Below are 24,932 nucleotides of genomic sequence, written 5' to 3' on the forward strand. Positions count from 1 at the left end.
TTTGGTGGCTTTTTAGAGTCACTCTCAATTTCTATTAAAATTTGACTAGATCTAGTTCCTTAACGGCTTGCCCTTTAGCAACATGTGCTGTATTCTTTGTTGCGTTTTAATTTCACCGCACAAGCTGATAAACGCTTCTCGCTCTAAATCAAGCAAATATTGTTCAGTCACATAAGAATTGGCTGCAATATCTCCACCTGCGAGAACGTGTGCCAGTTTTTTCGCAATCTTTTCATCATGCTCGCTGATATAACCGCTGCACTTCATTTGGTAGATGCCAAGCTTCATTACTGCCTCACCAGGTGCTCCAACCACGCGAATCTTCTTTGGCTGCCTTGGCTTAAATCCGCTTGCACTTAGCGCTAGCACATTCTGTTTCGCATCATATAATAGATGTTCTTTGTTGACCGATGTCCGATCTTTGTATGTTAAAATCCCTAATGATTTGGCATCCTTAGCGCTCGTTGATACTTTTGCCATTCCTATTGCCTCAAAAGTTCGGTTCACAAATGGTTGCAAATCCACGACTCCATCCACATCGACGGATTCAATATTTCGAAGCAGTAATTCTTTATTACCGCCACCACCTGGAATTAAGCCGACACCCACTTCAACAAGCCCCATATAAGTTTCGGCTGCTGCTTGGATGCTTGCGGTTGGCAAGCATATTTCCGTTCCCCCACCAAGCGTCATCGCAAATGGCGCGGCAACGACAGGCTTTTCAAAATACTTGACTGCCATCGTCATATCTTGGAACGCTTTGACAATTTGTTCAATTTCAAACCAGTTTTCATCCTGTGCTTCCATTAGGAGCATCATCAGATTTGCTCCGACACAGAAGTTCTTACCTTGGTTACCAATGACAAGTCCACGATAATTTTTTGACACTTCATCCAGGGAGCGATTCACCATCTGGATAATGTCTGCTCCAATCGCATTATTAGGTGAATGAAATTCTAGGCAGGCCACGTCATCACCGATATCGATTAGAGAGGCACCGCTGTTTTTGAAAATGATGTTGTTTTGTTCTTTTAACTTTGCTAAATGAATAATTTTTTCAGATTCTTGAATTGAGGACATATCACCACTTAAGGTAATGTAGAAGGTTTGCTGTTTTTCTTTTGTATAAAATGAAGCTTGTCCAGATTCGAGCATTGCGTCAACCCATGTCGGAATGACTTCGCCTTCTTGCTTCATTCTTGCAACTGACTCTCGAACACCTAGCGCATCCCATAACTCAAACGGACCCAATTCCCAGTTGAAGCCCCATTTCATCGCTTGGTCAATAGCGACAAGATCATCAGCAATTTCCGGTATTTTGTTTGCAGAATAAAGCAGAACTCTCTTCGTAATTGCCCAGGCAAATTCTCCGGCAACATCCTTGGTAAATAGCAGGGTGCGAATTTTCTCTGGTAATTTTTTCATACTCTTCGCCTGCTCTAGCGAAGGAAATGATGGTTTCAATTTTGAGCGATATTGTAGTTCGTTGTAATCAAGGACCTGAATGTCAGTGCCCTTTTCATTCCTTATTTTTTGATAAAATCCACGGCGCGTTTTATCTCCTAACATTCGCGCTTTAACCATTTGCTGCAGAAAGTCTGGAACCTGAAAGACTGCTTTCTCCGCTTCATCTGCAACATTTTCGTAAACATTATTCGCGACACTAACAAATGTATCTAACCCGACCATATCCAACGTCCGGAACGTGGCGCTTTTTGGACGACCGAGCACGGTGCCAGTGAGTTCATCAACTTGCTCCACTGTGAGTTCACGCTTCAACATTTCCTCGATGGTGACCATTAAGCCGTAAGTCCCTATCCGATTGGCGATAAAGTTCGGGGTGTCCTTTGCTATCACAACGCCTCTACCTAACTTCGTTTCACTAAATTCTTTCATAAAGGATATAATCTGTGGCTCTGTGTCTGGATGTGGAATGATTTCGAGTAGTTTCATGTACCTGGGTGGATTGAAAAAGTGTGTCCCTAGAAAACATTTCCGAAACGGCTCTTGGCACTGCTCCACCATTGCTTCAATTGAAACACCTGAAGTGTTTGAACTAACAATCGTTCCCGGATTCCAATACTGCTCGATTTTACGAAAAAGTTCCTGTTTCGCTTGAAGATTTTCGACGATGACCTCAATGATCCAATCCGCATCAGAAATCTGGCTCAGATGATCGTCAATATTTCCAACACTGATTAAATCGATATCTTCCCGACTATAAAGCGGGCTTGGCTTAGCCTTCAGCATGCTCTCCTTTGCTGTTCGTGCAAATTTATTGCGAAAAGATAGGCTGTCCTCTGTCAAACCTTTCTTACGGTCGTCTTCAGTTAAGACGTGCGGAACGATATCTAACAGCAGCGTTTTAATTCCGACATTGGCCAGGTGCGCTGCAATGCCAGAACCCATGACGCCAGAACCAATAACAACGGCTTTACGAATGTTGGTCATGATAATCCTCCAATTCACTATATTTTCAATTGACTTAATTTTAAAATCAGGCAGTTATCGCAGTTTTTTTGGATGCGCTTTCATTACCTCCTTTAATATTTATTTGAATTTTCTAAATTAATTGTACAATTCACTTTTTTTAAAGTAAAATTAATAAAAATAATAATTCCTTTAGCCAAACTAATATAAAGGGGAGATTTTTATCAACCTTGAACAATTGGAATATATCGTTGCAGTAGCAAAAACAGGTTCTCTTTCAACGGCGTCACAGCAGCTTCATGTTACCCAATCAGCTATCAGTCAATCGATTACCAATTTTGAAACAGAATTAGGGGTAAAAATTTTCCGGCGTTCTCGACTCGGCGCAGAGCCAACGGCTGAAGGAAAACCTATTATCCGTAAGGCATATGAGGTGTTAAGTAAAATAGGGGAACTGAAAGAAGAAGCAGAAGTCCATTCTAATTTTATAAGTGGCGAATTGCGAGTAGCAACGGTTCCTGGCACGATGACCTTCTTAGTAAAAGCATTATCTACTTTTAAAATAAGCTATCCAAATGTACGCGTTGAAATGACCGAAAAAAGCTCAAGAGAAATTATCGAGGAAATCAAGCAAAATAAACTGGACATTGGTGTAATTAGTATAAAAGAGGACAAGCTCAATGCCGTGACAGTCGATATTGAGGTTTTAATGAAAGGGAAAATGATCGTTGCTGTAAGTAGGCATTCACCACTTGCACTTTATGAATCACTGTCAGAACAGGAATTGCACCATCATGCTTTTGTGTTATATCAAGAGGACTCAGTGCGATGGTTCATTGATGACCTTACTTCCAAATACGGTCCGGTAGATATATTGTTTTGGACAAATAATCTTGATGCGATTAGAAGCGCTGTTCGGGAAGGTTTAGCGATTACAGTCGGCTCTGAATTCATTATCAAAAACGACCCTTATATCCTTCAGGGCGAAGGTGTTCCAATTGAAATTACTGGTTATGACAATACAAATTGCCTCGGTTTAGTTCGTTCTGAGAAAAAACAACTATCGCTGATCACAAAAAATTTTGTTAGAGAGCTTAAGTCTGAGCTGTTTAGAAGTTAGTAAAGGAACAAATACTAACAAAAACATGACGGAGTGTTATTGATGCGATCCAAAAAATCACGAAATAAATACCCTTATATTATTTTAGGCGTCATCCAATTCGTTCTATTAGTTCTCTCATTTTATAAAAGTACCGATAGAAAAAAGCATTTAGTCCTCTTCTTTAATTATGTAGGGATTGCATATATTTTCGAATACTTTGTCGTGCCTCTTTTCAATGGCTATGTTTATAAACCAAAATTCTTTAAGGATAAAATGGTAGATAGTATATTTGGTGCAGTCTGGTCCCAAGCTTTTTATGTTCCTGTCGCTGCTTTATTTATTACTGTTTTTGGCTTAAGCTGGAAGATTAAATTGTTATTTAGCACCTATTTCATATTGATTGAGCGATTATTTATTTATTTAGGTGTCTATAAAAATAACTGGTGGAAAACAGTATATACATTTGTGTTTACATTTATCTCCTTTTTAATTAATGATATATGGGACAAACAACTTGAAAAAAGGAACAAGTTTTTTTTATTTTTATCACATTTCAATATCATTCAGATGACAGGGAATAACCTCGCCTATGTCCTTGCCCTGATGAAAAAAATACGTTATGGTTTACCTCCGATCTTGAGTTGGAAAGAGCATTTTAAACTCTCACCTTTTTGGGTGTATATTGTTTCAACTTTTACAGCATGGTGGATGAAGGATGCCGGAATCCTCCCTAAACTTAAATCTTTACTTGTCATGATGATGACCGACCTCGTTTTCATAAAAAGCAAATTGTTAAAAGTAAAGCAATTTCGATATTTGCTTGTCATGTATTTCATTATCATACAATCAGCTAGTTTTTCTCGGAAATTAGTTTACGATCGAATTCGTAAAGACGACAAAAGTCTCACCCCTAAAACAAACTAGGGCTGAGACTTCATCCATTCAAAATATGAAAGCTTATACTCTAACTGCTTCAATTTTCGCTTGTTCTTCTAAATCACCCTTCGGTCCAAAGAACTCGAAGTGAATGTGGTCATCGCTTGCACCTAACGCCTTCAAGGATTGATTGATGGCTTTCATAAACGGTAATGGTCCGCAAAAATAAAATTCTGCTTCTTTTACTGCCAGATTTTTCTCAAGCCAAGCTTGTGTAACATAGCCTTCAACATCAAAGCGATTGTTACTGCGGTCGTCATCCGTTGGTGCAGCATAAAATACGAACGATTTCAGGTTTTCGTGTACTGACAATGCTTCCACTTCTTCTCTCAGTGCATGGACATTTCCATTTTCACAAGCATGGATGAACGTAACACGTCGGTCTGGCTGAGTGGAAACAACTGTTTTTAACATACTCATCATCGGAGTTAAACCAACCCCACCGCTTAACAGCACAATCGGAGTATTACGAATTGTATCAAGTACGAAATCACCTGCTGGTGCGCTAATCTTTAACACATCCCCTGCTTTTACCTGATCATGAAGGTAGTTTGATACTTTTCCATCAGGGTTGACAGTCCCACCTTCACGCTTGACGCTGATGCGGTAATAATCTTGCCCTGAGGCATCGGATAAACTATATTGACGGATATGCGTATACTCTTCGCCTTCCATTTCCATTTTCACACTAATGTATTGACCAGGTAAAAATGAAGCAATCTCTTTGCCGTCGACAGGTTTTAAATAAAACGAAGTAATAACGTCACTTTCTTTCACTTTCTTATCAACTACAAACTCACGGAAACCGTCCCAGCCGCCGACCCCGCTTGCAGCTGCTTCGTACATCTCGGCTTCTACACCAATAAACGCATCGGCAATGACACCATAGGCTTGTCCCCACGCATCGATGATTTCATCGGTTGCTGCTTCTCCTAAAACATCCTTAATCGCAAGCAATAGATGCTCTCCGACAATTGGGTAATGTTCTGGTTTAATTCCAAGACTTCTATGTTTATGACCAATTTGCTTTACGGCTGGAATGATCGCTTCTAAGTTATCAATATATACCGCAGCAGCGTAAACGGCACTCGCTAGGGCCTTTTGCTGCCTACCTTGTTTTTGATTTGCATGATTAAAAATATTTAATAGTTCAGGATGATTGCCAAACAATAATTGATAGAAACGTGTTGTGATCGCCTCACCATGCTGTTCTAAAACTGGTACTGTTGATTTAATAATGCTAATTGTCTGTTGATTCAACAAATTATAACACCCCTTATGTAATAATCATTATTTCGATAGTGATTATATGATAAAAATAACAACAGATTAGTGATATAAATCACACCTTCTTCCAAAATAATAATAATAAAGCAATGAAAAAAGCAGGGTTCATCACTATACTCGTGATGAGCCCTGCTTTTTTTGCTGCCCCTGCCAAGGAATTACATTATAACATATTTTAGTGCTTCTTTAAGAATTCCCCCTATGAAACTCCCGAACTATTAAACTTCCTGCTTAATAAATCAAACAAATTTTCAACAATTTTACGCTAAAATCTTGGCCACGTTCTTCCACTTATACATTTGTGCTTGATAAAGGTTGCTTACAGTATTATAATTTTATTGTTTTTGTAGCAAAAAAAGGCAATATTCGACCCTAAAATGTGAAGGGATTTGTGTGAATGAGAAGTAGAGTAAAATCAACTAAAAAACGGAAATGGATTCGATATTCTTTAAGTATCTTGGGAGTTATAATAATAGGTTTATCTGCGTATCTATATAACGTATATTCTAATATTGCTAGTGCAGTTGACACTATGAATAAGCCAATTAATCGGAAGGTTTCTGACAAGCGTGAAGATGAAATAAAGTTTAATCGAAAAGATCCAATTTCCATTTTATTAGTTGGAGTGGACGAACGTGATGGTGATTCAGGTCGTACTGACTCCATGCTGGTATTAACCTTAAATCCTAAATTAAAAACCAGTAAACTAATTAGTATTGCACGGGATACTCGCGCTGAGCTAATTGATGAAGATGGAAAAACTTATTCTTACGATAAAATGAATCATTCATACGCCTTTGGTGGCATTGAAATGACGATTAATTCAATCGAGAACTTCTTAAATATTCCAATTGATTATTATGTTGAAGTCAACATGGAAGGTTTTAGAGATATTGTTGATGCCGTTGGTGGAATTGATGTTAACAATAAATACGAATTTGATTTAGATGGAGTACATCTTACAGAAGGTGAACAACATTTAGATGGCAATGAAGCACTTATGTATTCTCGGATGCGTAAACAAGACCCTCGTGGTGACTTTGGTCGCCAAGAACGGCAACGAGAGGTTATTTCCAAGGTTATTGAAAAGGGAACATCACTCAAAGCTTTAACAAAATACAATGACATTCTTAAAGCATTAGAAAATAATATCAAAACAAACCTAACCCTTGACGACATGCTTGGTATCCAAAAAATCTACAAACCAGCAGCTGAAACAATCGAAAAAATCGAGATTAAAGGTACAGGTGGTCTCTTCTTTACCGGAAAACAAAATGTATATTACTACATCGTCGAAGACGAAACAAGACAAGAACTATCTGATTTATTGCGTGAACACCTAGGGCTTTCTTTAACAAAAATTAAGCCAAATACGTCTAAAAACAAGGTTGAAAGCAAGACCACAACACAAACAAATACGGAAACCAATACACAAGAAACCAAAGAAACGACTACCACCCAGCCAAAGACCCAAAATTCAACAGGTCAAAGTAGCAGTGGTACGAGCAATCAGCCACCACAGGGACAAACTGGTACTGGTACTGATACTGGTGGTGGCACTGGCACTGGTGGTGGCACTGGTACTGGCGGTGGCACCGGTACTGGTGGTGGCACTGGTACTGGCGGTGGTACTGATACTGGCGGTGGTACTGATACTGGCGGTGGTGCTGATACTGGCACTGGCACTGATTCAACCGGTAGTGAACAACCTACACCAAATCCAAGCGGAAATTAAGGCAATCGAATGACTAACAATCAAAAAACTCAATTCCTCCCCGTCATAGGAGAAATTGAGTTTTTTTCATTGTTGAACTGGATATTCTTCGGAGGTGTCTGCTTTTTTCCTTTTAAAAAGTGAAATTCCTAATAACAAAAACGGAAGCGGATATAGAACAATCATGTATGTATAGGCAATGATTCCTCGATCAACACGGAAGTGCTCTTTAGCAATAAAATAGGATCCGACCAACGCAATAACGGCTAATAGAGCAAATGTCGAGCGTTTGATGAGTTTTGATGCGGTATTCTTGACCCCCACATCAAATGCCAATCGTAAATAAAGACTGCAACGAATATAAGATCCAAATGTCATGACGATTAGTGCATATACATCGACACGATCGATGATACCTAAATTGATGAGTCGAATAATTTCTAACGCAGGATAGACAAAATTATCTGCCTGTCTTAATCCAAAGATTGTTATCGCACCTGTTGCAGTCGACAGCATTAAAATGGCGTTTATACTAATTCCAACTACCCAAAATATATAAAGTCGTTTTACATGGATATTTTCAATTGGTATACATAATAACAACAGTAATTCCATCCAAACACTAACTAGAATAAGAGTACCCAACAATACAGGATTCCAGCCATATTCTACTAACGGCTTCAGCTGAGCCCAATGTTTAAGAAAAGTGGCCATAAACGATATGAATGGACCTATCACCGCGGAAATCAATGCTAACAGACACGCGGTTAAAGCAATCCGTTTGATCCCTTTTGACGCTGCATAAACGACAAAAGCCCAAAACCAAACTAAAGTAAATGCACGGGGTGTGCTTGGTAGAAAAGCAATATAGATCAGATCGACTAAGCAGGCAAACGAAAGAATTGTTAAAAACATAAAATACAGCATCATGATGAGTTGAACACCTTTACCTAGCCATTTCCCTAACAATTGGACGAGGATTTCTGTTATGTTCATAGTTGGGAATTGAAGCCTTAGCTTATAAATCACTAAAGCGAAAATCAGTGCCGCTGGAAGTGAAAGTAATACAGAAATCCAAGCATCCCTTCCAACTACGTCAATTAACAGCGGAAGAATCACAACATGACTCATGATCGGAATGGTCATAAATAGTAAAACGAATGTTTCCCACTTGGTTAACAAAATTTCTTCACCATCCCAAAAAAGTCTTGATAAACCGGTAAGGATTGTTACTTGGTCTCTTCTGCTCAAAATGAAAACTTTCGTTGATCATCCCTCGATGATTGATGTTGACATCAACATCAATCTTCACGTCGGCATTAGCGTAGAGTTGATCCCAATTGGCTTTAACCTTTTTCCATTCTTTAGGATTGTTCCGACGGAGGTTCAATTCAAAATCAGTAATGTCTGTTTCTAGCTTTTTTAGCTTCTTCAAGCTCGAAAACATGAGCCTTTCAACTTCACTGCCGATTTTTGTTTCTGCATTATTGAAAAATGCCCGATCAACTTTCTGTCTTGACATATTATCTGCAAGTGTTGCCTCAACCTTCGTATGAATATCCACCTTCAGTTGATTTCCATCTAAATATGGTTTAATTTTAGTTTCAGCGTTTCTTACTTCAATCGATAACCTACTTGGTTTAGGATCAGTGAATACAACCGTGACACTACCACCCTTTACTTGATTTAAAAGCCAATTAAGTCCAGCTGATTCTTTTATGTTCAGCTTCCCCACCATTCTATTGTTTTTTATAACTGCAGTACCAGTTATTTCCGTCACTTTTTGATGACCATCACTTTTTTTAATCGAAATAATTGGTATATAGGCTTTGGTATGATGATCTTTGAGAAATCGAAAAAATTCATAATGGAATATAGGTAAATATTCCGTAATAAATTTCGTTTGCTCAATTACAGATGCAAGCTCATTTGAGGTGAGACTTTTATACAAAGTGGGGGTATTAAAAATTTCCACCGGATTTTTGTCTGAAATAAACAGATAGCTATTTAAGCGAAACATTGTATCACGACGTATTAGGTCAAGTTCTAACGGAAATTCTGTTTCTCGTGCCAGTTTTTCACTAATGATATATATCTGAGTATGAGTGAAATCCATCCGCCTTTTTGCGGTTCTAATCATCCCACGAAATGCTTCTAATAACGTGTCCGCTTCTTTTTGGAAAATGATATGCTGTGCGCCACTCTGTCCAGATGAAGCCCCTTCAGTTCCACCTGATGGTTTCGTAATTTCAGCAATAACATTAATCTTATTGTCAGCTTTATCTAAACCCACCCCTTGAACAAAGGCAGCTTCCTCAAACTCTTGATTATCCCAGCAACCTGTTAACAAGAGTTGTATCAATACCATCAATAGAATGGTTACCTTCATTGTTTTTCACCTGTATCCGGCAAAGACTGAATTTTAATATCTTTTTTATTTGGCACTGATCTGCGGCGATTTTTCAACAATCTTGTTGGAAAACGAATGAAGGTATCCTTAAAATCAGTTAGGATTGCGGGTGCCAATGGTGACATATAAGGAACATTTAGAGAAGTCAATGACACCATATGAGTAAGCAACCCCAGTATTGTTACAATTAACCCAAATGGTCCTAATATCATACTAGCTATCAGCAACCCAATCCGGACTAATGATACGATTTCCATCATTGGTGTCAAAACGAAGGCAGATATGTATGTAATCGAAATTACAACAATTGTCGGTGCACCGACAATGCCAGCAGATACAGCTACTTGCCCCAGAATTAAGGCTCCAACTATACTCAAAGCGGCTCCTACTTGCTGAGGAAGTCTAACCCCTGCCTCACGAACTACTTCAAACATTCCGATCATAAAGAACAACTCCATCCAAAGCGAAAAAGGAACCATTTCCCGCGCTTGAATAATCGGTACTAGCAGATCAGACGGAATAAGTTCTTTATTAAAATTAAGCGCTGACAAGTATAAAGCAGGTAGAGTTGTGCTGATTAACATCGCTGCAAAACGTAATAAGCGAACGAACGAGCTAAAATACGGCCTGGAATAGTAATCTTCAATCGCTTTCGTATTATCCATGAAAAGTGTAGGGATAAACAAACTGACTGGATCCCCATCACAGAAAATCAATATTCTTCCTTCTAATAGTAAAAATGCTCCTTTATCAGGCCTTTCGGTATTTCCGATTGTCGGAAAAATTGAATAGGGATGGTCCTCAATGAGCTGTTCAATTTCCCCTCCATTATTAATCGCATCCACTTTAATTTGGTTTAACCTGCCCTTTATTCGATTGAGTAGGGCTTGATCACAAATACCGTCTACATATGCGATCACGATAGTGGTTTGGCTGATTTCTCCAAGCTTCAAGACATCAAACTTTAAAGATGGATGGGAAATCCTCCGGCGCAGTAAGGAAATATTGGCTGATGCAGATTCAATAAACCCGTCACGCGCTCCACGAACGTTTTTCTCTGAAGTAGGCTCTTCAACGGCACGAAGAAACTCGAATGCTTCAACATGAATGATTAAGCCCTTATCAATCCCATCTACGATTAACAAGACTTTTCCTTTATACATTTGCTGAATCGCTGTTGATAGATTATTTTCCTCTGTTATCCTTTTAGTAGAAAGTCGTTCTTGGATTTGGCCTAAAGTCTGCAGATTATCCTTTTGTAATGGCTTATCATCCACAAGGGGTTTTATGACACTTTCTCGAATCGCTGCTTCAAGAACCAATCCATCTAGGTATACGATTAGCGCTTGCTGCGTGTCACCATCCGCAAAATGGATTGGGAAGTTCCGGAAAATCAAATCTGGACTTTTTCCCAACAATTGTTTCAGCTCTTGTTCATTTTTGTTAAGCTCAGTGGAAAATGGTAATGAGGTTTCAATGAATTCAGTTTCTGTTCCACTATTTTTTTCTTTAAAATGCTTAAGAATTTTTTTGATTTTAGATTGCTGATTCAACTGAATTCCCCCCTTTTCAATACTTTTCTATAGCATTGGTATTTTTGGAGAAAATATGTAATCCCTCTGTTAAAATAGGAGATTTCCCATTCAACATGACTAGTAAATTTGTTAGTTAAAATCTTTCTTTTTGTCTCCCTTGTTTTGTTTCGCATGATTCAAAAGTAAACGGAATTCCGACCATTTTAGCTGTTAGTTCATCATAGGAAACCAAATCGCGTTTTGACAATTCAGTTAATGAACGTTTTCCCATTGCCCTTAATCCAGTTTTTATTTCCTCTGTGCTGGCAGTTAAAAATCTTTCTGCAGCTTTCACACCTTTGTCAATCTTAAATTTGTCCTTAAACTTGCCGTCATACCAAATCGCTTGAGTAGGCGGTTCAAATGGAATCGCATTTAAAACTTGATCATGTGCCAGGGCAAATAAAATGGCTGAACCCAAATATACTGCATCAGCTCCAAGGGCAAGTGCTTTTAAAAAATGGCCTGGAACCAAAAGCCCTCCAGAAACGATTAAACTAATCTCCCCCTTCAGCTTTCTTTTTTCTAAATAATTTACTGCCCTAACGATTGCGTGAAGGGTGGGAATTCCAAAGTCATCAAATAAAATTGGTGCAGTACCAACCATGGCTGCTTGTCCACCGTCAATCACGATAAAATCTGGTCCTAGATAAAGTAAATTTTCAATATCTTCTTCAATTTTGCCACCCGCACCAATTTTCACCCCAATCGGAACTCCACCTGATAATTCACGGAGCTCCTCGACCAGTTGTTTCAAATCATCTAATGATTGATTTTCAAAAAAATTCTCACTGATGATAGCATCCTCATTAGCCTTAAGTCCCATAATATCGCGGGCCCGCCCTTTTAAATTCTTGGGTAAGACTTTCTTCCCCATTCCTGCTGTTGCACCCTGTCCGAGCCTAATTTCGATCATATCCGCACGTTTAATAAGCTCCTCATCCTTCCCCCATTCTGTTTTCGAAAATTGTAAGATGTATTTTCCGGCAGCACTTAGTTCTTCAGGTAATATCCCGCCTTGTCCTGAGTTAAGTGCTGTTCCGACATTTTTAGTCGCTTGTGCTAGGGCTAGTCTTGCTTGCTCGCTTAGGGAAAGGCCATATCCCATTCCGCTAATCATTAAGGGAATGTTTATTTTCATCGGTTTTTTTGCCCTTGGACCAATGGTTACTGAGACATCAATATCAACATCACTATCAGTTGGAAACGGTGTTGTTTGAGCAGGGATAAAGGTGATCGAATCAAAATGCGGCCACTTCTTGGCAGAACCGCCAAGCGGACGGTCTAGGAGAATTCCTGTATGGGCGCGCATCGTATTCTCGAGAACATTTTGTAATCCAACATGCCTAAGTCCTGGCAACATTTCCATAATATTTTCTTGATATTCGTCCGTTAAGATGATTTTTCCAACTCGTCTTACGATGATTTTGGCAATCAAACGCCAGCCAACTAGCATTGATAAAAAGCCTAAAAATAATATGATGATCATGCCAAAATTCAAATAAAGAATCACATTGTTCATATGTTTTTGTCCCCTCTTATCGAAATCGGAGTACACTCCAACGGTTCAAAAGAAAAAGGAATTCCAATCATCCTGGCTGTCAATCGATCATGAGATACTAAATCTTTGTTCGATAACTCTTTTAATGAGCGCTTACCCATTGCTCTTAAGGCTGTTTTGATCTCTTCTGTACTCGATGTTAAGAATTTTTCTACTGCTTTTGCTCCTTCTGCCACTACAAATTGGTCCTTCATTTTTCCATCTTCCCAAACAATTTGTGTCGGAGGCTCGAATGGAAATGTTTGGAGGTTTTGTTTATGGGAGACAGCAAATAAGATGCTAGAGCCTAAATAAACAGCATCAGCACCAAGCGCAAGCATTTTTAAAAAGTGGCCTGGAGTATAAAGTCCTGCTGACGAAATTAAACTTATTTCTTCCTTCATTTTTCGCTTTTTGAGGTGATGAGCTGCCCGGACAATTCCATGTAAGGTAGGAATTCCCATATCATCTGATAACAGAGGCGGCGCACCGTAAGAGCCGCCTTGCCCACCATCGATCGCAATGAAATCAACACCAAGCTCCATTACATGGTCGATATCTTCTTCAATTTTTCCGCCAGCGCCAATTTTCACACCAATCGGAACACCGCCTGATAAATGTCGAAGCTCATCAACCAACTCTTTCAGTTCGGCTATGGTTTGATTTTCAAAAAAGGTTTCATGAATGACAGCGTCTTCATGTATCTGAAGGCCTAGTACCTTACTAACTTGAGCTGTTAAAGATGAACTCGGTATTTTCCAGCCCATCCCAGCCACTGCACCTTGCCCCAGTTTAATTTCAATCATATTAGCTCGTTTGATAAGCTCTACATCTTTTGCCCATGCTGTACGTGAAAATTGTAAAATATACTTTCCTGCCTTTAGTAATTCCGCCGCTAAAATTCCACCTTCACCTGAATTTATCGCAGTTCCAGCTTTTTTTGCACCTTCGACCATTGCATATCTTACCTGCTCACTAACAGCGATTCCATAGCCCATTCCACTTATCATCATTGGAATATTAATTTTCAACGGTTTCTTCGCTTTTGGGCCAATTGTAACAGTCACATCAACCTCTTCCTTGCTGTCAATCGGAAAAGGAGATGTTTGGGCTGGAATAAATGTAATTGAATCAAGGTGTGGCCATTTCTTGGAAGACCCCAGTGGACGATGGAGCAACATTCCTGATTGTGCTCTGAAATTATTTTCAAGCGCATTTTGGAATCCCATATGTCTTAATCCGGGAATCAACTCTGCAATATTTTCAGGGTAACTGTCCGTTAATAAGATTTTTCCGATTTGTTTAGAAAAGTGTTTGATTAACCATCGCCTGCAAGAAAGAAGAACAACAAGCATGACAAAAATTATTGTGAGGATGACAAAACTTGAATAATAAACAATTGTATCCATACGATAGACCTCACGATCATTTTCAATAGCATTATCCACACTTAATATTTCCAAAAAAATCAATATGATGTGATGTAGTAAGGTATTAAATTGTAAATTTTAACCAAACTATGGACATATAATATTAAGGGGCACAATATCATGGACTTAATGAACGACATGAGCCATCGACCTTGGCCGATACCTTCAAAAAATTGGATCATGAGGCAAACTTGGAGTCATTTAATCTTTGCACATTACCCGATACCAGCTGAATTACTTAGACCATATATTCCGAGTTCTTTAATAATTGATACATATAATGGAACTGCATGGTTAAGTATCGTAGCATTTCAGATGGAAGGCATCTATTTTAGAGGATTGAGAGGTTTATCCGTTACACCAAAATTTCCAGAAATTAACGTGAGGACATACGTCCAATTTAATGGGAAGCCTGGCGTCTATTTTTTATCTCTTGACGTCGGCGATTGGGCTTCATTAATAATCGCAAGCAGATGGTATCACCTACCTTATCAACCTGCACAGGTTTCTTTTATAAAAGAAAAACAAAGCTTCAAGGTTCGAAGTAGCCGTCGCGGAACATTGAAACATCCAATTGAATTCTACGGAGCATTTGAGCCGCTTTCCGATGTTTATTTTCCCGAAAAAGAAACACTTGACCATTGGGCAACAGAGCGCTATTGCCTGTTTAGCACGGATAAGCGGGCCAACCTCTATTGCGGAGAAATTCACCATATCGCATGGCCGATTCAAAAGGTAAAGACAGAAATCACTAAGAATAGCCTGTTTACTCCTTTTCAATTACAACCTTCTGAATCAGAGCCGATCGTTCATTATGCCAAGGGTTTAGATACGCTCTTTTGGAACATAAAACGATTATAGTTATTTTGAAATCATTAGGATGAACCTTGCCATATCAAACAATAACCATTGATGATAGGTACTTCGATTTGTCGTGTTTTTTGTTACCAATCGACCTTATTGGGATATTGAGGAAGAATTATTTTACAGAATATTTAGAAAATTGATTAACCCTTCAAATTTGCTTTGATATAATGAGCATGTAAGGGGTTGATCACTGTGCTCATATCTGATCTTATGTCAGCAAATATTATCTGCTGTACCAAGGACCAAACTCTTAGAGAAGTACTCCCGAAATTTTTTCAAACTACCTCCAATATTCTCTCAGTAGTTGATGACTCTAACAAATTAATTGGGATTATCACGAAAAATAAAATGTTTCAGCTCTTAATTAATCAACCCTCATTAGACCTGACGATTGACCATTTCTATAATAATAAGCCCATCTTCCTTCATCCAACTGATGGTCTTGAAGAAACTAGAAAACACTTACTGCAGCATAATGTGGGACATGCCCCTGTTGTAAATGATGAGTTGCATCCAATTGGTGTTGTCTCCACACAGCAATTACTGTGGTCTTATAATTTAGTTTATAGTCAATTGTCATCCGTGCTTGATTTTGCCTATGATGCGATTATTCTCGTGAATAAACAGGCAGTGGTGACTAAGGTGAATAAAGGCTTTACCGAATTATTTGGATTAACAAGTAAAGATGTTTTGAATAAATCGACAACAGATTTATTCCCAGACTTGGGTATTGAAACGGCGATGAAAACGGGAATTAGCATTCACAACACCCCACACATAATTGCTGGACAGCAATCGTTAATTTCAATTTTACCCATTAAAGAAAATGGCGAAACGATTAGTGCCATTTGTAAAGTGACATATCGTGGGCTAACGCATTTACATGAAGCTCTCACGAAAGTGAAAACGTTAGAAAAAAGGTTGACTTACTACCAAAATGAAATCAACGAAATGAAGGGAACAAAATATACATTATTTGATATTGCCGGGGAATCTGCGGCAATAAGGCAAGTAAAACACGAGGCTAACTTAGCTTCTAAAACGATGTCTACCGTTTTGATTATTGGCGAAAGCGGAACAGGAAAAGAGTTATTTGCCCAAGGCATTCATGCCGCCTCAAATCAACATGGACCTTTTGTTCAAGTGAATTGTGCTGCGATTCCTCCCGAATTACTTGAATCTGAATTTTTCGGATATGCAGATGGTGCATTTACTGGTGCCAAAAAAGGGGGAATGAAAGGGAAATTTGAACTTGCCCAAAACGGAACCATCTTTTTAGATGAGATTGGCGATATGTCCCTTCCGCTTCAAACGAAAATCTTACGCGTTCTGCAGGAAAAAGAATTCCAGCCCATCGGCAGCTCTAAAACGATTCATTTAAATACGAAAATCATCGCTGCCACCAACCAAAATATCGAAAATCTAGTCGCTGATGGAAAATTTAGAGCAGATTTATATTACCGATTAAATATCATGCGATTAGATATTCCGCCTTTAAGAGACAGAATTGAAGATTTACCAGATATCATTCAGACCATTATTCACAGGTTAAACCAAAGCGGATTCTACATTAAAGGCATCACCCATTCCGCCTTAACCCAACTAATGCAGCATTCATGGCCTGGAAACGTTCGAGAATTGCAAAACGTACTCGAAAGGGCCGCTAACCTCAAATCGGGTGATTACATTGATTCAGTAGATCTTCCCATTTTCAGCCAAACTAACGTGGAAAAAGTGCTCATCCAAAAGTCATCCTCAAGCTACAAAGATAAGCTCCATTCGACCGAAAAGGATATGATCATCTCTGCCTTAAAAGAAGCAAATGGAAATAAAACGAAAGCAAGTCAATTGCTTGGCATCAGCCGCCCTTGGCTATACTCAAAAATCAAACAATATCAAATCCAATACTAAAAACAGAGTGCCAGGTACCACCCGATTTTTGTCGAAAGAATTTCGACAAAAATCGGGTGGTGCCTGGCACTTTATTATTTGCACTTTTGGATTCACTTTTACGTACATTGTTGATAAATAAGTTCTAAGGGGAAATGTGCTTTGTATTACTATTATCATCCATATTTGAACCACTTCAATAACGGTTACAGTCACCACCGTCCTGGATTCAGGGTCACCTCTTTTTCTAAAGAAGAAGCAGCAGCTATTGCCTTACTTTTAGGAATTGATTTTACAAAAAGCAAGTTTGATTTAAACGAATTTTGGATGGGGGTAAATACAGAGCTTGAACACGGGAAAATATCCAGCCAAACGAATGTTACAAGCGACGATCCTATTAAAACAGGGAAAATTGCACTGGCTCATCTTAACGAGTTTCCTGATTATTACAAGCGATTAAAGAAACTAGAGGAAGAAGCAAAAGCCTACTGGAACAAATGACTTTTTGGATATAGCCTGGTATTAATTCGTACTTCTTTTACGAGGGAGATGAATGTTAAGGATAAACCATTGATCATTCAACTCTGCGTTCATTTCCCCGTTCATCTTTTCAACTAACTTTTTGGACAGGTACAGTCCTAACCCGCTTGCCTCAGGGTTTGAACGACTAGTATCTTCTGTATAAAATCGCATAAAAACCTTCTCCACTGCGACTTTACTATCCGATTTGATGTCATTCTTAACTATAAAGATTAAATGATTCTCTTCTTTCCTAAAGCTAATCACTGCTTTACTTTTTGCATAACGAAGAATATTTTGGACAATATTTTGGAGCACGCGCGTTAGCATTAATTTGTCAGCATTAATTTGACTGTCTGCGATTTCTTCGGGAAATTGAAGTTCAATTTTCTTTTCTTCCAATTGTTCATAAAAGGCCAAGAAGATTTCCTCAACTAAATTGGATAGCGACAGTGAAGCAATTTCCATTTCTTTTTGATTCGTTTCAATGCGAGCCAAATCATAAAAATGGTCAGTCATCTCAATTAACCGTTTAACAGAGTGCTCGATAATTCCAAGATAATGCAATCGCTTTTGTTCATCCGAAGTCGCATGCAAGAGTTGTACATAGCCATTAATGGACGTAAGTGGTGTCCGTAAATCATGAGAAAGCCCAGCAATGGACAGCTTTACATTCTCTTCCATCTGTTTCGCTTGGCGATTTTTTCCTTCAAAAGAATCAATCATTTGGTTTAGTTCATCGACCAGTTCCATTAATGACTTGATGCGAAAATCAAGAAATAATCTGCTACCAAAACTGGAGCGAGCTGGAATTCCTCTAACCTCTAATGTCAACTTCCGGATTTCCCGCTTTAAAAAATAAATATAAACAAGAAGCGCCAATGCTAGTAAAATAAAAATCCAACCCCACATCACATTCACGCTCCCGTCATTCATCAAATTTAAAGCCTATGCCCCAAATCGTTTTAATGTAGTTAGTCTCTTCAACGTTAAGCTTATTCCGTAAATTGCTGATATGCATATTGATTGTCTTATCACCATCAAAATAAGGTTCATGCCAAACACTTTCATAAATATTGGCACGGCTGAATACCTTTTGTGGATTTTCTAAAAATAGTAATAGGATTGCGAACTCACGCCCAGTAAGATGTAGAATTTGCTGATTAATGGTCACTTCACGGGTATCTAAATTAATTCTGATATTTTTATAATGAACTTCGTTTGGGGTACTAACAGACACCTTTGTTGCATGACGTAATTGAATCTGAATTCGCGCCAGTAATTCCTTTATATCAAAAGGTTTTATGATGTAGTCATCTGCTCCATTTGTTAAGAGCTCTAATTTCGAAATTTGGTCGTTCTTTGCTGAAATGACAATGACAGGTACGCTTGAGTTCTCCCGAAGTCCCTGAAGAAATTCTTCACCGTTCATGCCAGGCAACATCAAATCTAATAGGACCAAATCTATTTCGTTTTGCTGAAATAACAGTTTACCCTCAGTCCCGGAGTAGGCGCTGAGGGTTTGAAAATGATGTAAATCCAATGTTTCTTTGATTAATGAATGGATGGCCATATCGTCTTCAATGATTAATATCGTTGTCATCTAAATCGACCTACTTTATATCTGTTCTTTTGAATAAAAGAATTCCTACAATTGATGATATCACGATTGTAATAAGACTAACCAACACCATCTGAGGATATTTTGCGATATGTGCTGGATTGGCAAAATCATAGTAAAATAAAAACGTTTCCGTAAACCAGTTCGTGACATATTTAAAGTGGTCAGTGTGTTGGAATACCCCGGCACCAAAGCCTGTCCCAATCGTATAAATAAAACTCCAAACAAGTCCAATACTACTATTTTTTGCAAGAAAGCTAATCATAATGAAAATCGATATATTGGCTAAAATTAATATATACAGTGTACCAAACGATTTCACCGCAAACCAAAAGTAATCGTTAATTTTGGCAACTTCACCAAAGCCAAATACCGCTGAGAAGCTTATCATACCAATCATGGTCATCAAAATTATCCCTACAAGTGCCAAAAGGGCAGCTGTCACCCACTTTGACAAATAGAAATGCGTACGGCTACGTCCTAATGACAACGCATTTCGAATCGTTCCATTTTGAAATTCTTCCCCAATAAAGAAACTAATAAAAGCACTGACGACGAGTAAAATCGTTAATGAATTTTTCTCCATCATGAGAATTCCGCTCGCACCATTAATGACTGTATCTACGCTCTGGACAAGTTTCACACCATAATGCACGCTAATTTTACTGTTCACAGCTTGGTAGATAGGTAGCAAGGCTAAAATTGCCAGAACAATCCACAATTTTTTACTATGAAATAATTTTATTCTTTCCGCGGTTAATAGATTAAGCATGAGGTCTTCCTCCTGTTAATTGTAGGAAATATTCTTCGAGTTTTTGTCTTGTTGTGCCAATCCGCGAAACATTCACGTTTGCTAATACTAATGAACGGTTAATTTTGGCAACTTCATCTAATTGCTCGTAAATCTGTATATCAGTCCCATTGATAACTTCATAATCCTTGATCCCTAATTCGTCTAAAATAACCACTGCTTGTTGAACCTCTGTTGTTTCTAACTCGATATATTGACGAGATACTCTTGCTAATTCCTCCCGTGAAAGTTCATTAATGAGTTTTCCATCATGTAAGATCCCGTAATGAGTGGCAATTTGGGAGAGTTCATCAAGCAAATGGCTTGAGAGCAAGACGGTGATGCCACGTTCTGCCACTAACCGGTGAATGATTTCACGCATTTCAACAATTCCAGAAGGATCAAGACCATTTGTCGGCTCATCTAGGATCAGGAACTCAGGGTTTGTAATAAGGGTTGAGGCAATCGCTAAACGTTGACGCATCCCTAACGAGAAATTCTTCGCCTTCTTTTTCCCGGTGTTGGTCAGGTTCATCAAGCGAAGTAAATCATCAATCTCTCGTTCACTAACCCCACCGTTTGCCGCTTGTACCCGAAGATTCTCTCGAGCAGTTAGTTCAGGATAAAGCGCTGGTGTTTCAATAGATTGTCCCATTTTTCTTCGAGCCCGCTGCAAACCATTAACACCCGTTTCCCCGAACAGTTCAATTTCTCCTTCATCAATTGAGATTAAGCCCATAACCGTGCGCATGAACGTTGATTTCCCCGCTCCGTTCTCGCCAATTAAGCCGTAAATCATCCCTCGCTTAATTTCTATCGATACTTTATCAAGTGCTTTATGATTACCATATATTTTGGAAATATTGGTTGCTTTCAAAATCGTTTCCGGCATGATCCTCTTCCTTTCACTGTTGATAAATCTAGAATAAAGGGCAGATATAAATAATTAGACTAGGAAAGTGTAAAAAAAGTATAAAGAATTTTTTTGAACAATCGTCGTTAATGGGATTAACGGAAGAAGCAGATTAGCTGAGCAGTCTAACATATAAAGAGGCGAATTGGGAAATTTAACATAAAGTAAATAATTTGGAGGTTTAACATATGGACTTTTCGTTTATTTGGCAGTCATTTTTGTTAATTTTGGCTGGAATCATTCTTTTAAGAATTGCTGGGCGAAAATCAATCTCGCAAATGACTCTTGCGCAAACAATCGTGATGATTTCGATTGGAACCATCATCGTCCAACCCATTGTCGAAAAAAGTGTCACAAAGGCTATTATAGGTGCAGCCATTTTTGTCGTTGCCATAGTTATGATTGAATTTTTAGAGGTGAAATTCAATTTTTTCGAAAAATTTATTACGGGTAAATCGATTATTGTAATCGAAAATGGGAAGTTACATACTAAAAATCTGCGGAAACTGCGGTTAACCGTTGACCAACTAGAAATGAGGATGCGAAATCAAGGAATATCAAAATTCAGTGATATCAAAATGGCGACGATAGAACCAAATGGACTTCTTGGTTATGAGCTAAATGATCAAGCGAAGCCATTAACTGCTGGCGAGTTTAAGCAATTTTTTGATTTATATTTTCCACAACTACAAGCGATGGCACAGAATCCACCACAAACCACTTCTCAAGAAAACGGAAGTGTCTTTGCAGAATTAAAAGATCGTAAAAACCAAAATCATCCAGATTACTTGATGTAGCAGTGATCATAAAAAAATTAAGTGACGCCAAGCGACGTCACTCTTTTATCAAATTTATACCCTTAATGAGCCACGGAATCCTCTGGCTGCATAGTAAGAATCAGCACCGTTGTGATACACAAACGTATGACCAAAGCGGAAATCGCAAAAAAGAGCACCACCGAGTTTTCTAATCGCAGACGGTGTGATGACCCAACTCGATGTTTTCATATCGAAATTCCCAAGCATCTGCAACTCTCTGTATTGTGCTTCTGTTAAAAGCTCAATGCCAATCGCAGCCGCCATATCCATCGCACTATTTTCAGGTTTATTTTTTTTCCTAGATTCCCATGCTTCGCGGTCGTAACACAAACTTCTGCGCCCGACAGGACTTTCTTGTGAACAATCATAAAAAAGATACTCGTCCGCATTTTGATCATACCCCACAACATCAGGTTCACCGCCGGTTCTCTCCATTTCAGCGAGCGACCAGAGCTTTTCTTGATTAGCTTCAAGCTTCAGTTGAATTTTAGCCCACTCAATACCCTCATGGCGGTTCATATTTTTCTCAAACCGAGCTTTCAAAGTACTGAGTAATTCTTGAGATTGATCTAGTGACAATTCTTTATTACTTTCTATCATGTTTGGTTCCTCCTTCTGTTACTACCTTTATCGGATAACTCTATATAAATATTTAGATATGATAATGATTCCACCTTTTAAAGTATATTATAACTGTTTTTTGTCAAATAAAGTCAATGATTCCGACCGATTTCGACACTTTTCGTCATTCAGGATGGTTGAAAAATGGTAAATTTGTATACCATAGAATTAGAGGTGATATTATGAAAGGGTCTAAACTCTTTTATTTAATGGTGTTAATTTTACCTTGGTTAACGATACCTTTGTTGGGAAACAGGACGTTTAAAAGGTATGCTCCTGCTGCAGCATTTATTTGTGCCTTCACTAAAGTCATTGATATATATGGGGAAAAGAAAAAGTGGTGGAAATTCTATCGCGGAATTCCTCCATTTGATAGTATGAATTTTTTTAATCTAGGTCCTTATTTTGTTACAAGTCTATGGATACTAAAAATGACCTATGGCAAATTCACTATCTATTTATTTTCTAATATTATTCTACATATTTGCTTTATCTTTCTTGGTGGGTTAAAGCTTGTTAAGCATTTTAAGTTTTTTACTTTAGTGAAATTAACGAAATCGAAATACTTTGCCATTGATGTAACAAGAGCCTTGCTACTATATGGATTTCAATTTTTTTATGATTTATACACCAAAAAGAAATCAATGTAAATACAAAAAATGCTCACCGAAAATGGTGAGCATTATGCATGGTCAAACCAGTTTTACCCATTATAAGCTTTCTGTAACTCCGCAATATCAAATTTTTTCATTTGCAGAAATGCTCTAGTTACGCGCGCAAGCTGATCGGGTGTCCCGTTAGCCATCATCTTGTTCATTTCAGTCGGAACAATCTGCCACGATATGCCAAATTTGTCTTTAAGCCAACCGCATTGTTCCGCTTCAGGGACGTAAGAGAGCTTATCCCAAAAGTAATCAATCTCCTCTTGAGTGTTGCAGTTCACCACAAATGAGATCGCTTCATTAAAACCGAATTTATGCTCATGGGCGCTATCCATTGCTGAAAACCACTGATTTTCAATGCAAAAATCAGCAAACATAATCGTTCCTTCTTGATCAGGCTCCATACCCTTTGGGTACCTTGCGAAATGACCAAGCTTGGCGTTTTTAAATACCGATACATAAAAATTGATCGCCTCTTCTGCTTGACCGCACTTGTCACCGACAAACAAAAATGACGTCACAATTGGAGGTCGTTCTTCACCTTCGGGATTAGTCAGGATTAACTGCCAGGACAAACCAAACTTATCCTGAATCCAGCCATACCTTTTACTGAATGGATACTCATCCAGCGGCATTAACACGTTGCCACCTTCTGATAACTTGTTCCAAACCTCATCTAGTTTTTCTTTTGAATCTTTTTCCCGCGATGGATCAAAATTTACCATGAACGATATCGACGGATTCAGTTTGAAATGGGGCCCAGCACTGATGGCCATAAACTTCTGTCCCCAAACTTCAAAAGAGACGATATCAGAGTCACCAGAGGGGGTGTCATGGATGGTTGATACATTTGTAATTTTAGAGTCAGGGAAAATTGAAGTGTAAAATTCAGCTGCTTCTTTTGCATGTTTGTCATACCATAAATGTGGAACAAGGATTTGGTTTGTATTTGACATCGATTTTCCTCCTTAGTTTTGAGATGGATAATCTATCATTCATTATAACCACAAAAATGTAAAAACCGCACAAAGGGATACTTTGTGCGGCAACAAACATTTTTGAATCCAGCTTTACAATTAGATGGTTACAGTTTTAGTTTTTTCCCAGTCTGCAACAAACTTTGCAATTCCTTGATCTGTTAGTGGATGCTTCGTAAGTTGCTCAATAACGGAAAATGGAATCGTTGCAATATGTGCTCCAGCCAAAGCGACTCGGGTAACATGGTCTGGGTGTCGGACAGAAGCGGCAATAATTTGCGAATCTAAATTGTGAATGCGGAATACTTCGGCAATCTTTTCAACTAACTGTACCCCATCTTCAGAAATATCATCTAATCTTCCTAAAAATGGAGAAACATAAGTCGCCCCAGCTCGAGCTGCTAACAGTGCTTGATTCATAGTGAAGATTAACGTAACGTTGGTTTTAACACCTTTTTTAGTAAGATAGCGACAAGCCTCTAATCCTCCAAGAGTCATTGGAAGTTTGATCGTGATTTTTTCATCATTTCCATTAATTTTAATCAGCTCTTCTGCTTCTGCAATCATTTCTTCTGCTGTAACTGCATCTGGGCTGACTTCTGCTGAAACAGATTCACAATCAGGTACTGCTTGGCAAATTTCTGCAATGCGATCCTCAAATTTGACCCCTTCTTTCACAACTAGAGAAGGATTCGTGGTTACCCCAGCTAGAACGCCGATTTTATAAGCCTTTTTAATATCTTCAAGATTAGCTGTATCAATAAAAAACTTCATGTTTAATTCCTCCATTTTAGAAAGTTATCAATCTATTTATTTCATATATTGTGCAAG

The 24,932-nt window shown here is 38.5% G+C and carries 21 protein-coding genes and 1 pseudogene; 8 read left to right on the plus strand and 14 right to left on the minus strand.

The features are described 5' to 3' along the window. Nucleotides 1-51: 51 nt before the first annotated feature. A complete protein-coding gene (locus HHO41_RS03240) occupies nucleotides 52-2,451 on the minus strand; it encodes a 3-hydroxyacyl-CoA dehydrogenase/enoyl-CoA hydratase family protein (RefSeq protein ID WP_211171018.1) in 2,400 nt (799 codons plus the stop codon). 217 nt (nucleotides 2,452-2,668) lie between these two features. On the opposite strand from HHO41_RS03240, the gene HHO41_RS03245 reads away from it, so the two are divergent. Further along, nucleotides 2,669-3,550, plus strand: coding sequence for a LysR family transcriptional regulator (locus HHO41_RS03245; RefSeq protein WP_169095416.1), 882 nt, complete (start codon nucleotides 2,669-2,671; stop codon nucleotides 3,548-3,550). 42 nt (nucleotides 3,551-3,592) lie between these two features. Next, on the plus strand, nucleotides 3,593-4,456 hold the full coding sequence (locus HHO41_RS03250) for a hypothetical protein (RefSeq protein WP_169095417.1): 864 nt from the start codon (nucleotides 3,593-3,595) through the stop codon (nucleotides 4,454-4,456). A 33-nt stretch (nucleotides 4,457-4,489) separates the two neighbouring features. Here HHO41_RS03250 and hmpA read toward each other — a convergent pair whose 3' ends face one another. After that, nucleotides 4,490-5,731 carry an NO-inducible flavohemoprotein gene (gene hmpA, locus HHO41_RS03255; RefSeq protein WP_169095420.1) on the minus strand — a complete coding sequence of 414 codons (1,242 nt, stop codon included), beginning with the start codon at nucleotides 5,729-5,731 and terminating at the stop codon, nucleotides 4,490-4,492. Between the two features lie 421 nt (nucleotides 5,732-6,152). Between hmpA and HHO41_RS03260 the strand changes: the two are divergent. Continuing rightward, nucleotides 6,153-7,106: pseudogene (locus tag HHO41_RS03260) on the plus strand (LCP family glycopolymer transferase); the annotation flags it as partial. Nucleotides 7,107-7,556: 450 nt separating this feature from the next. Here HHO41_RS03260 and HHO41_RS03265 read toward each other — a convergent pair. The 5 genes from HHO41_RS03265 to HHO41_RS03285 form a co-directional block, all read right to left on the minus strand. Continuing rightward, nucleotides 7,557-8,651 carry a GerAB/ArcD/ProY family transporter gene (locus HHO41_RS03265; RefSeq protein WP_169095422.1) on the minus strand — a complete coding sequence of 365 codons (1,095 nt, stop codon included), beginning with the start codon at nucleotides 8,649-8,651 and terminating at the stop codon, nucleotides 7,557-7,559. A gap of 7 nt (nucleotides 8,652-8,658) precedes the next feature. Beyond that, a complete protein-coding gene (locus HHO41_RS03270) occupies nucleotides 8,659-9,858 on the minus strand; it encodes a Ger(x)C family spore germination protein (protein ID WP_169095424.1) in 1,200 nt (399 codons plus the stop codon). After that, nucleotides 9,855-11,432, minus strand: a complete 1,578-nt coding sequence (locus HHO41_RS03275) for a spore germination protein (protein WP_169095426.1) — start codon at nucleotides 11,430-11,432, stop codon at nucleotides 9,855-9,857. The genes HHO41_RS03270 and HHO41_RS03275 overlap by 4 nt, the downstream gene beginning before the upstream one ends. Nucleotides 11,433-11,547: 115 nt before the next feature. Beyond that, nucleotides 11,548-12,975, minus strand: coding sequence for an FMN-binding glutamate synthase family protein (locus HHO41_RS03280; protein ID WP_169095428.1), 1,428 nt, complete (start codon nucleotides 12,973-12,975; stop codon nucleotides 11,548-11,550). After that, nucleotides 12,972-14,402 carry an FMN-binding glutamate synthase family protein gene (locus HHO41_RS03285; RefSeq protein WP_169095618.1) on the minus strand — a complete coding sequence of 477 codons (1,431 nt, stop codon included), beginning with the start codon at nucleotides 14,400-14,402 and terminating at the stop codon, nucleotides 12,972-12,974. Before HHO41_RS03285 ends, HHO41_RS03280 begins: the two co-directional genes overlap by 4 nt. 141 nt (nucleotides 14,403-14,543) lie before the next feature. Between HHO41_RS03285 and HHO41_RS03290 the strand changes: the two genes are divergently transcribed. From HHO41_RS03290 to HHO41_RS03300, 3 genes are all read left to right on the plus strand, one after another. Next, on the plus strand, nucleotides 14,544-15,284 hold the full coding sequence (locus HHO41_RS03290) for a YqjF family protein (protein ID WP_169095430.1): 741 nt from the start codon (nucleotides 14,544-14,546) through the stop codon (nucleotides 15,282-15,284). Between the two features lie 198 nt (nucleotides 15,285-15,482). After that, complete coding sequence (locus tag HHO41_RS03295) at nucleotides 15,483-17,201, plus strand: sigma 54-interacting transcriptional regulator (protein ID WP_169095432.1); 1,719 nt, start codon at nucleotides 15,483-15,485, stop codon at nucleotides 17,199-17,201. Nucleotides 17,202-17,342: 141 nt separating this feature from the next. Then, a complete protein-coding gene (locus HHO41_RS03300) occupies nucleotides 17,343-17,681 on the plus strand; it encodes a DUF5661 family protein (protein WP_211171020.1) in 339 nt (112 codons plus the stop codon). A 21-nt stretch (nucleotides 17,682-17,702) separates the two neighbouring features. Here HHO41_RS03300 and HHO41_RS03305 read toward each other — a convergent pair whose 3' ends face one another. The 4 genes from HHO41_RS03305 to HHO41_RS03320 are packed head-to-tail and all read right to left on the minus strand — an operon-like array spanning nucleotide 17,703 to nucleotide 21,002. After that, nucleotides 17,703-18,611 carry a sensor histidine kinase gene (locus tag HHO41_RS03305; RefSeq protein ID WP_169095434.1) on the minus strand — a complete coding sequence of 303 codons (909 nt, stop codon included), beginning with the start codon at nucleotides 18,609-18,611 and terminating at the stop codon, nucleotides 17,703-17,705. A 16-nt stretch (nucleotides 18,612-18,627) separates the two neighbouring features. Continuing rightward, the gene (locus HHO41_RS03310; protein ID WP_169095436.1) at nucleotides 18,628-19,302 is read right to left on the minus strand and encodes a response regulator transcription factor; all 675 of its coding nucleotides are present in this window, start codon (nucleotides 19,300-19,302) and stop codon (nucleotides 18,628-18,630) included. 10 nt (nucleotides 19,303-19,312) lie between these two features. After that, nucleotides 19,313-20,092 carry an ABC transporter permease gene (locus HHO41_RS03315; protein ID WP_169095438.1) on the minus strand — a complete coding sequence of 260 codons (780 nt, stop codon included), beginning with the start codon at nucleotides 20,090-20,092 and terminating at the stop codon, nucleotides 19,313-19,315. Continuing rightward, a complete protein-coding gene (locus tag HHO41_RS03320) occupies nucleotides 20,085-21,002 on the minus strand; it encodes an ATP-binding cassette domain-containing protein (protein WP_169095440.1) in 918 nt (305 codons plus the stop codon). The genes HHO41_RS03315 and HHO41_RS03320 overlap by 8 nt, the downstream gene beginning before the upstream one ends. A gap of 209 nt (nucleotides 21,003-21,211) precedes the next feature. On the opposite strand from HHO41_RS03320, the gene HHO41_RS03325 reads away from it, so the two are divergent. Next, nucleotides 21,212-21,820 carry a DUF421 domain-containing protein gene (locus tag HHO41_RS03325; RefSeq protein ID WP_169095442.1) on the plus strand — a complete coding sequence of 203 codons (609 nt, stop codon included), beginning with the start codon at nucleotides 21,212-21,214 and terminating at the stop codon, nucleotides 21,818-21,820. 54 nt (nucleotides 21,821-21,874) lie between these two features. Here the strand turns inward: HHO41_RS03325 and HHO41_RS03330 are convergent, their stop codons facing one another. Continuing rightward, nucleotides 21,875-22,441: a DUF4256 domain-containing protein gene (locus HHO41_RS03330; RefSeq protein WP_169095444.1), complete on the minus strand. Its 567-nt coding sequence runs from the start codon at nucleotides 22,439-22,441 to the stop codon at nucleotides 21,875-21,877. A 203-nt stretch (nucleotides 22,442-22,644) separates the two neighbouring features. Here HHO41_RS03330 and HHO41_RS03335 point away from each other — a divergent pair, with 203 nt between their 5' ends. Next, on the plus strand, nucleotides 22,645-23,112 hold the full coding sequence (locus tag HHO41_RS03335; RefSeq protein WP_169095446.1) for a hypothetical protein: 468 nt from the start codon (nucleotides 22,645-22,647) through the stop codon (nucleotides 23,110-23,112). A 53-nt stretch (nucleotides 23,113-23,165) separates the two neighbouring features. Here HHO41_RS03335 and HHO41_RS03340 read toward each other — a convergent pair whose 3' ends face one another. Further along, nucleotides 23,166-24,080 (minus strand): VOC family protein, encoded by a 915-nt coding sequence (locus HHO41_RS03340; RefSeq protein WP_169095448.1) that lies wholly within the window; start codon nucleotides 24,078-24,080, stop codon nucleotides 23,166-23,168. Between the two features lie 120 nt (nucleotides 24,081-24,200). Beyond that, entirely contained in the window at nucleotides 24,201-24,875 is a 675-nt protein-coding gene (gene fsa / locus HHO41_RS03345; RefSeq protein WP_169095450.1) for a fructose-6-phosphate aldolase, read from the minus strand. Nucleotides 24,876-24,932 lie beyond the last annotated feature (57 nt).

The organism is Bacillus sp. DNRA2 (genome assembly GCF_012843265.1).
Taxonomy (GTDB): Bacteria; Bacillota; Bacilli; order Bacillales; family Cytobacillaceae; genus Bacillus_BU.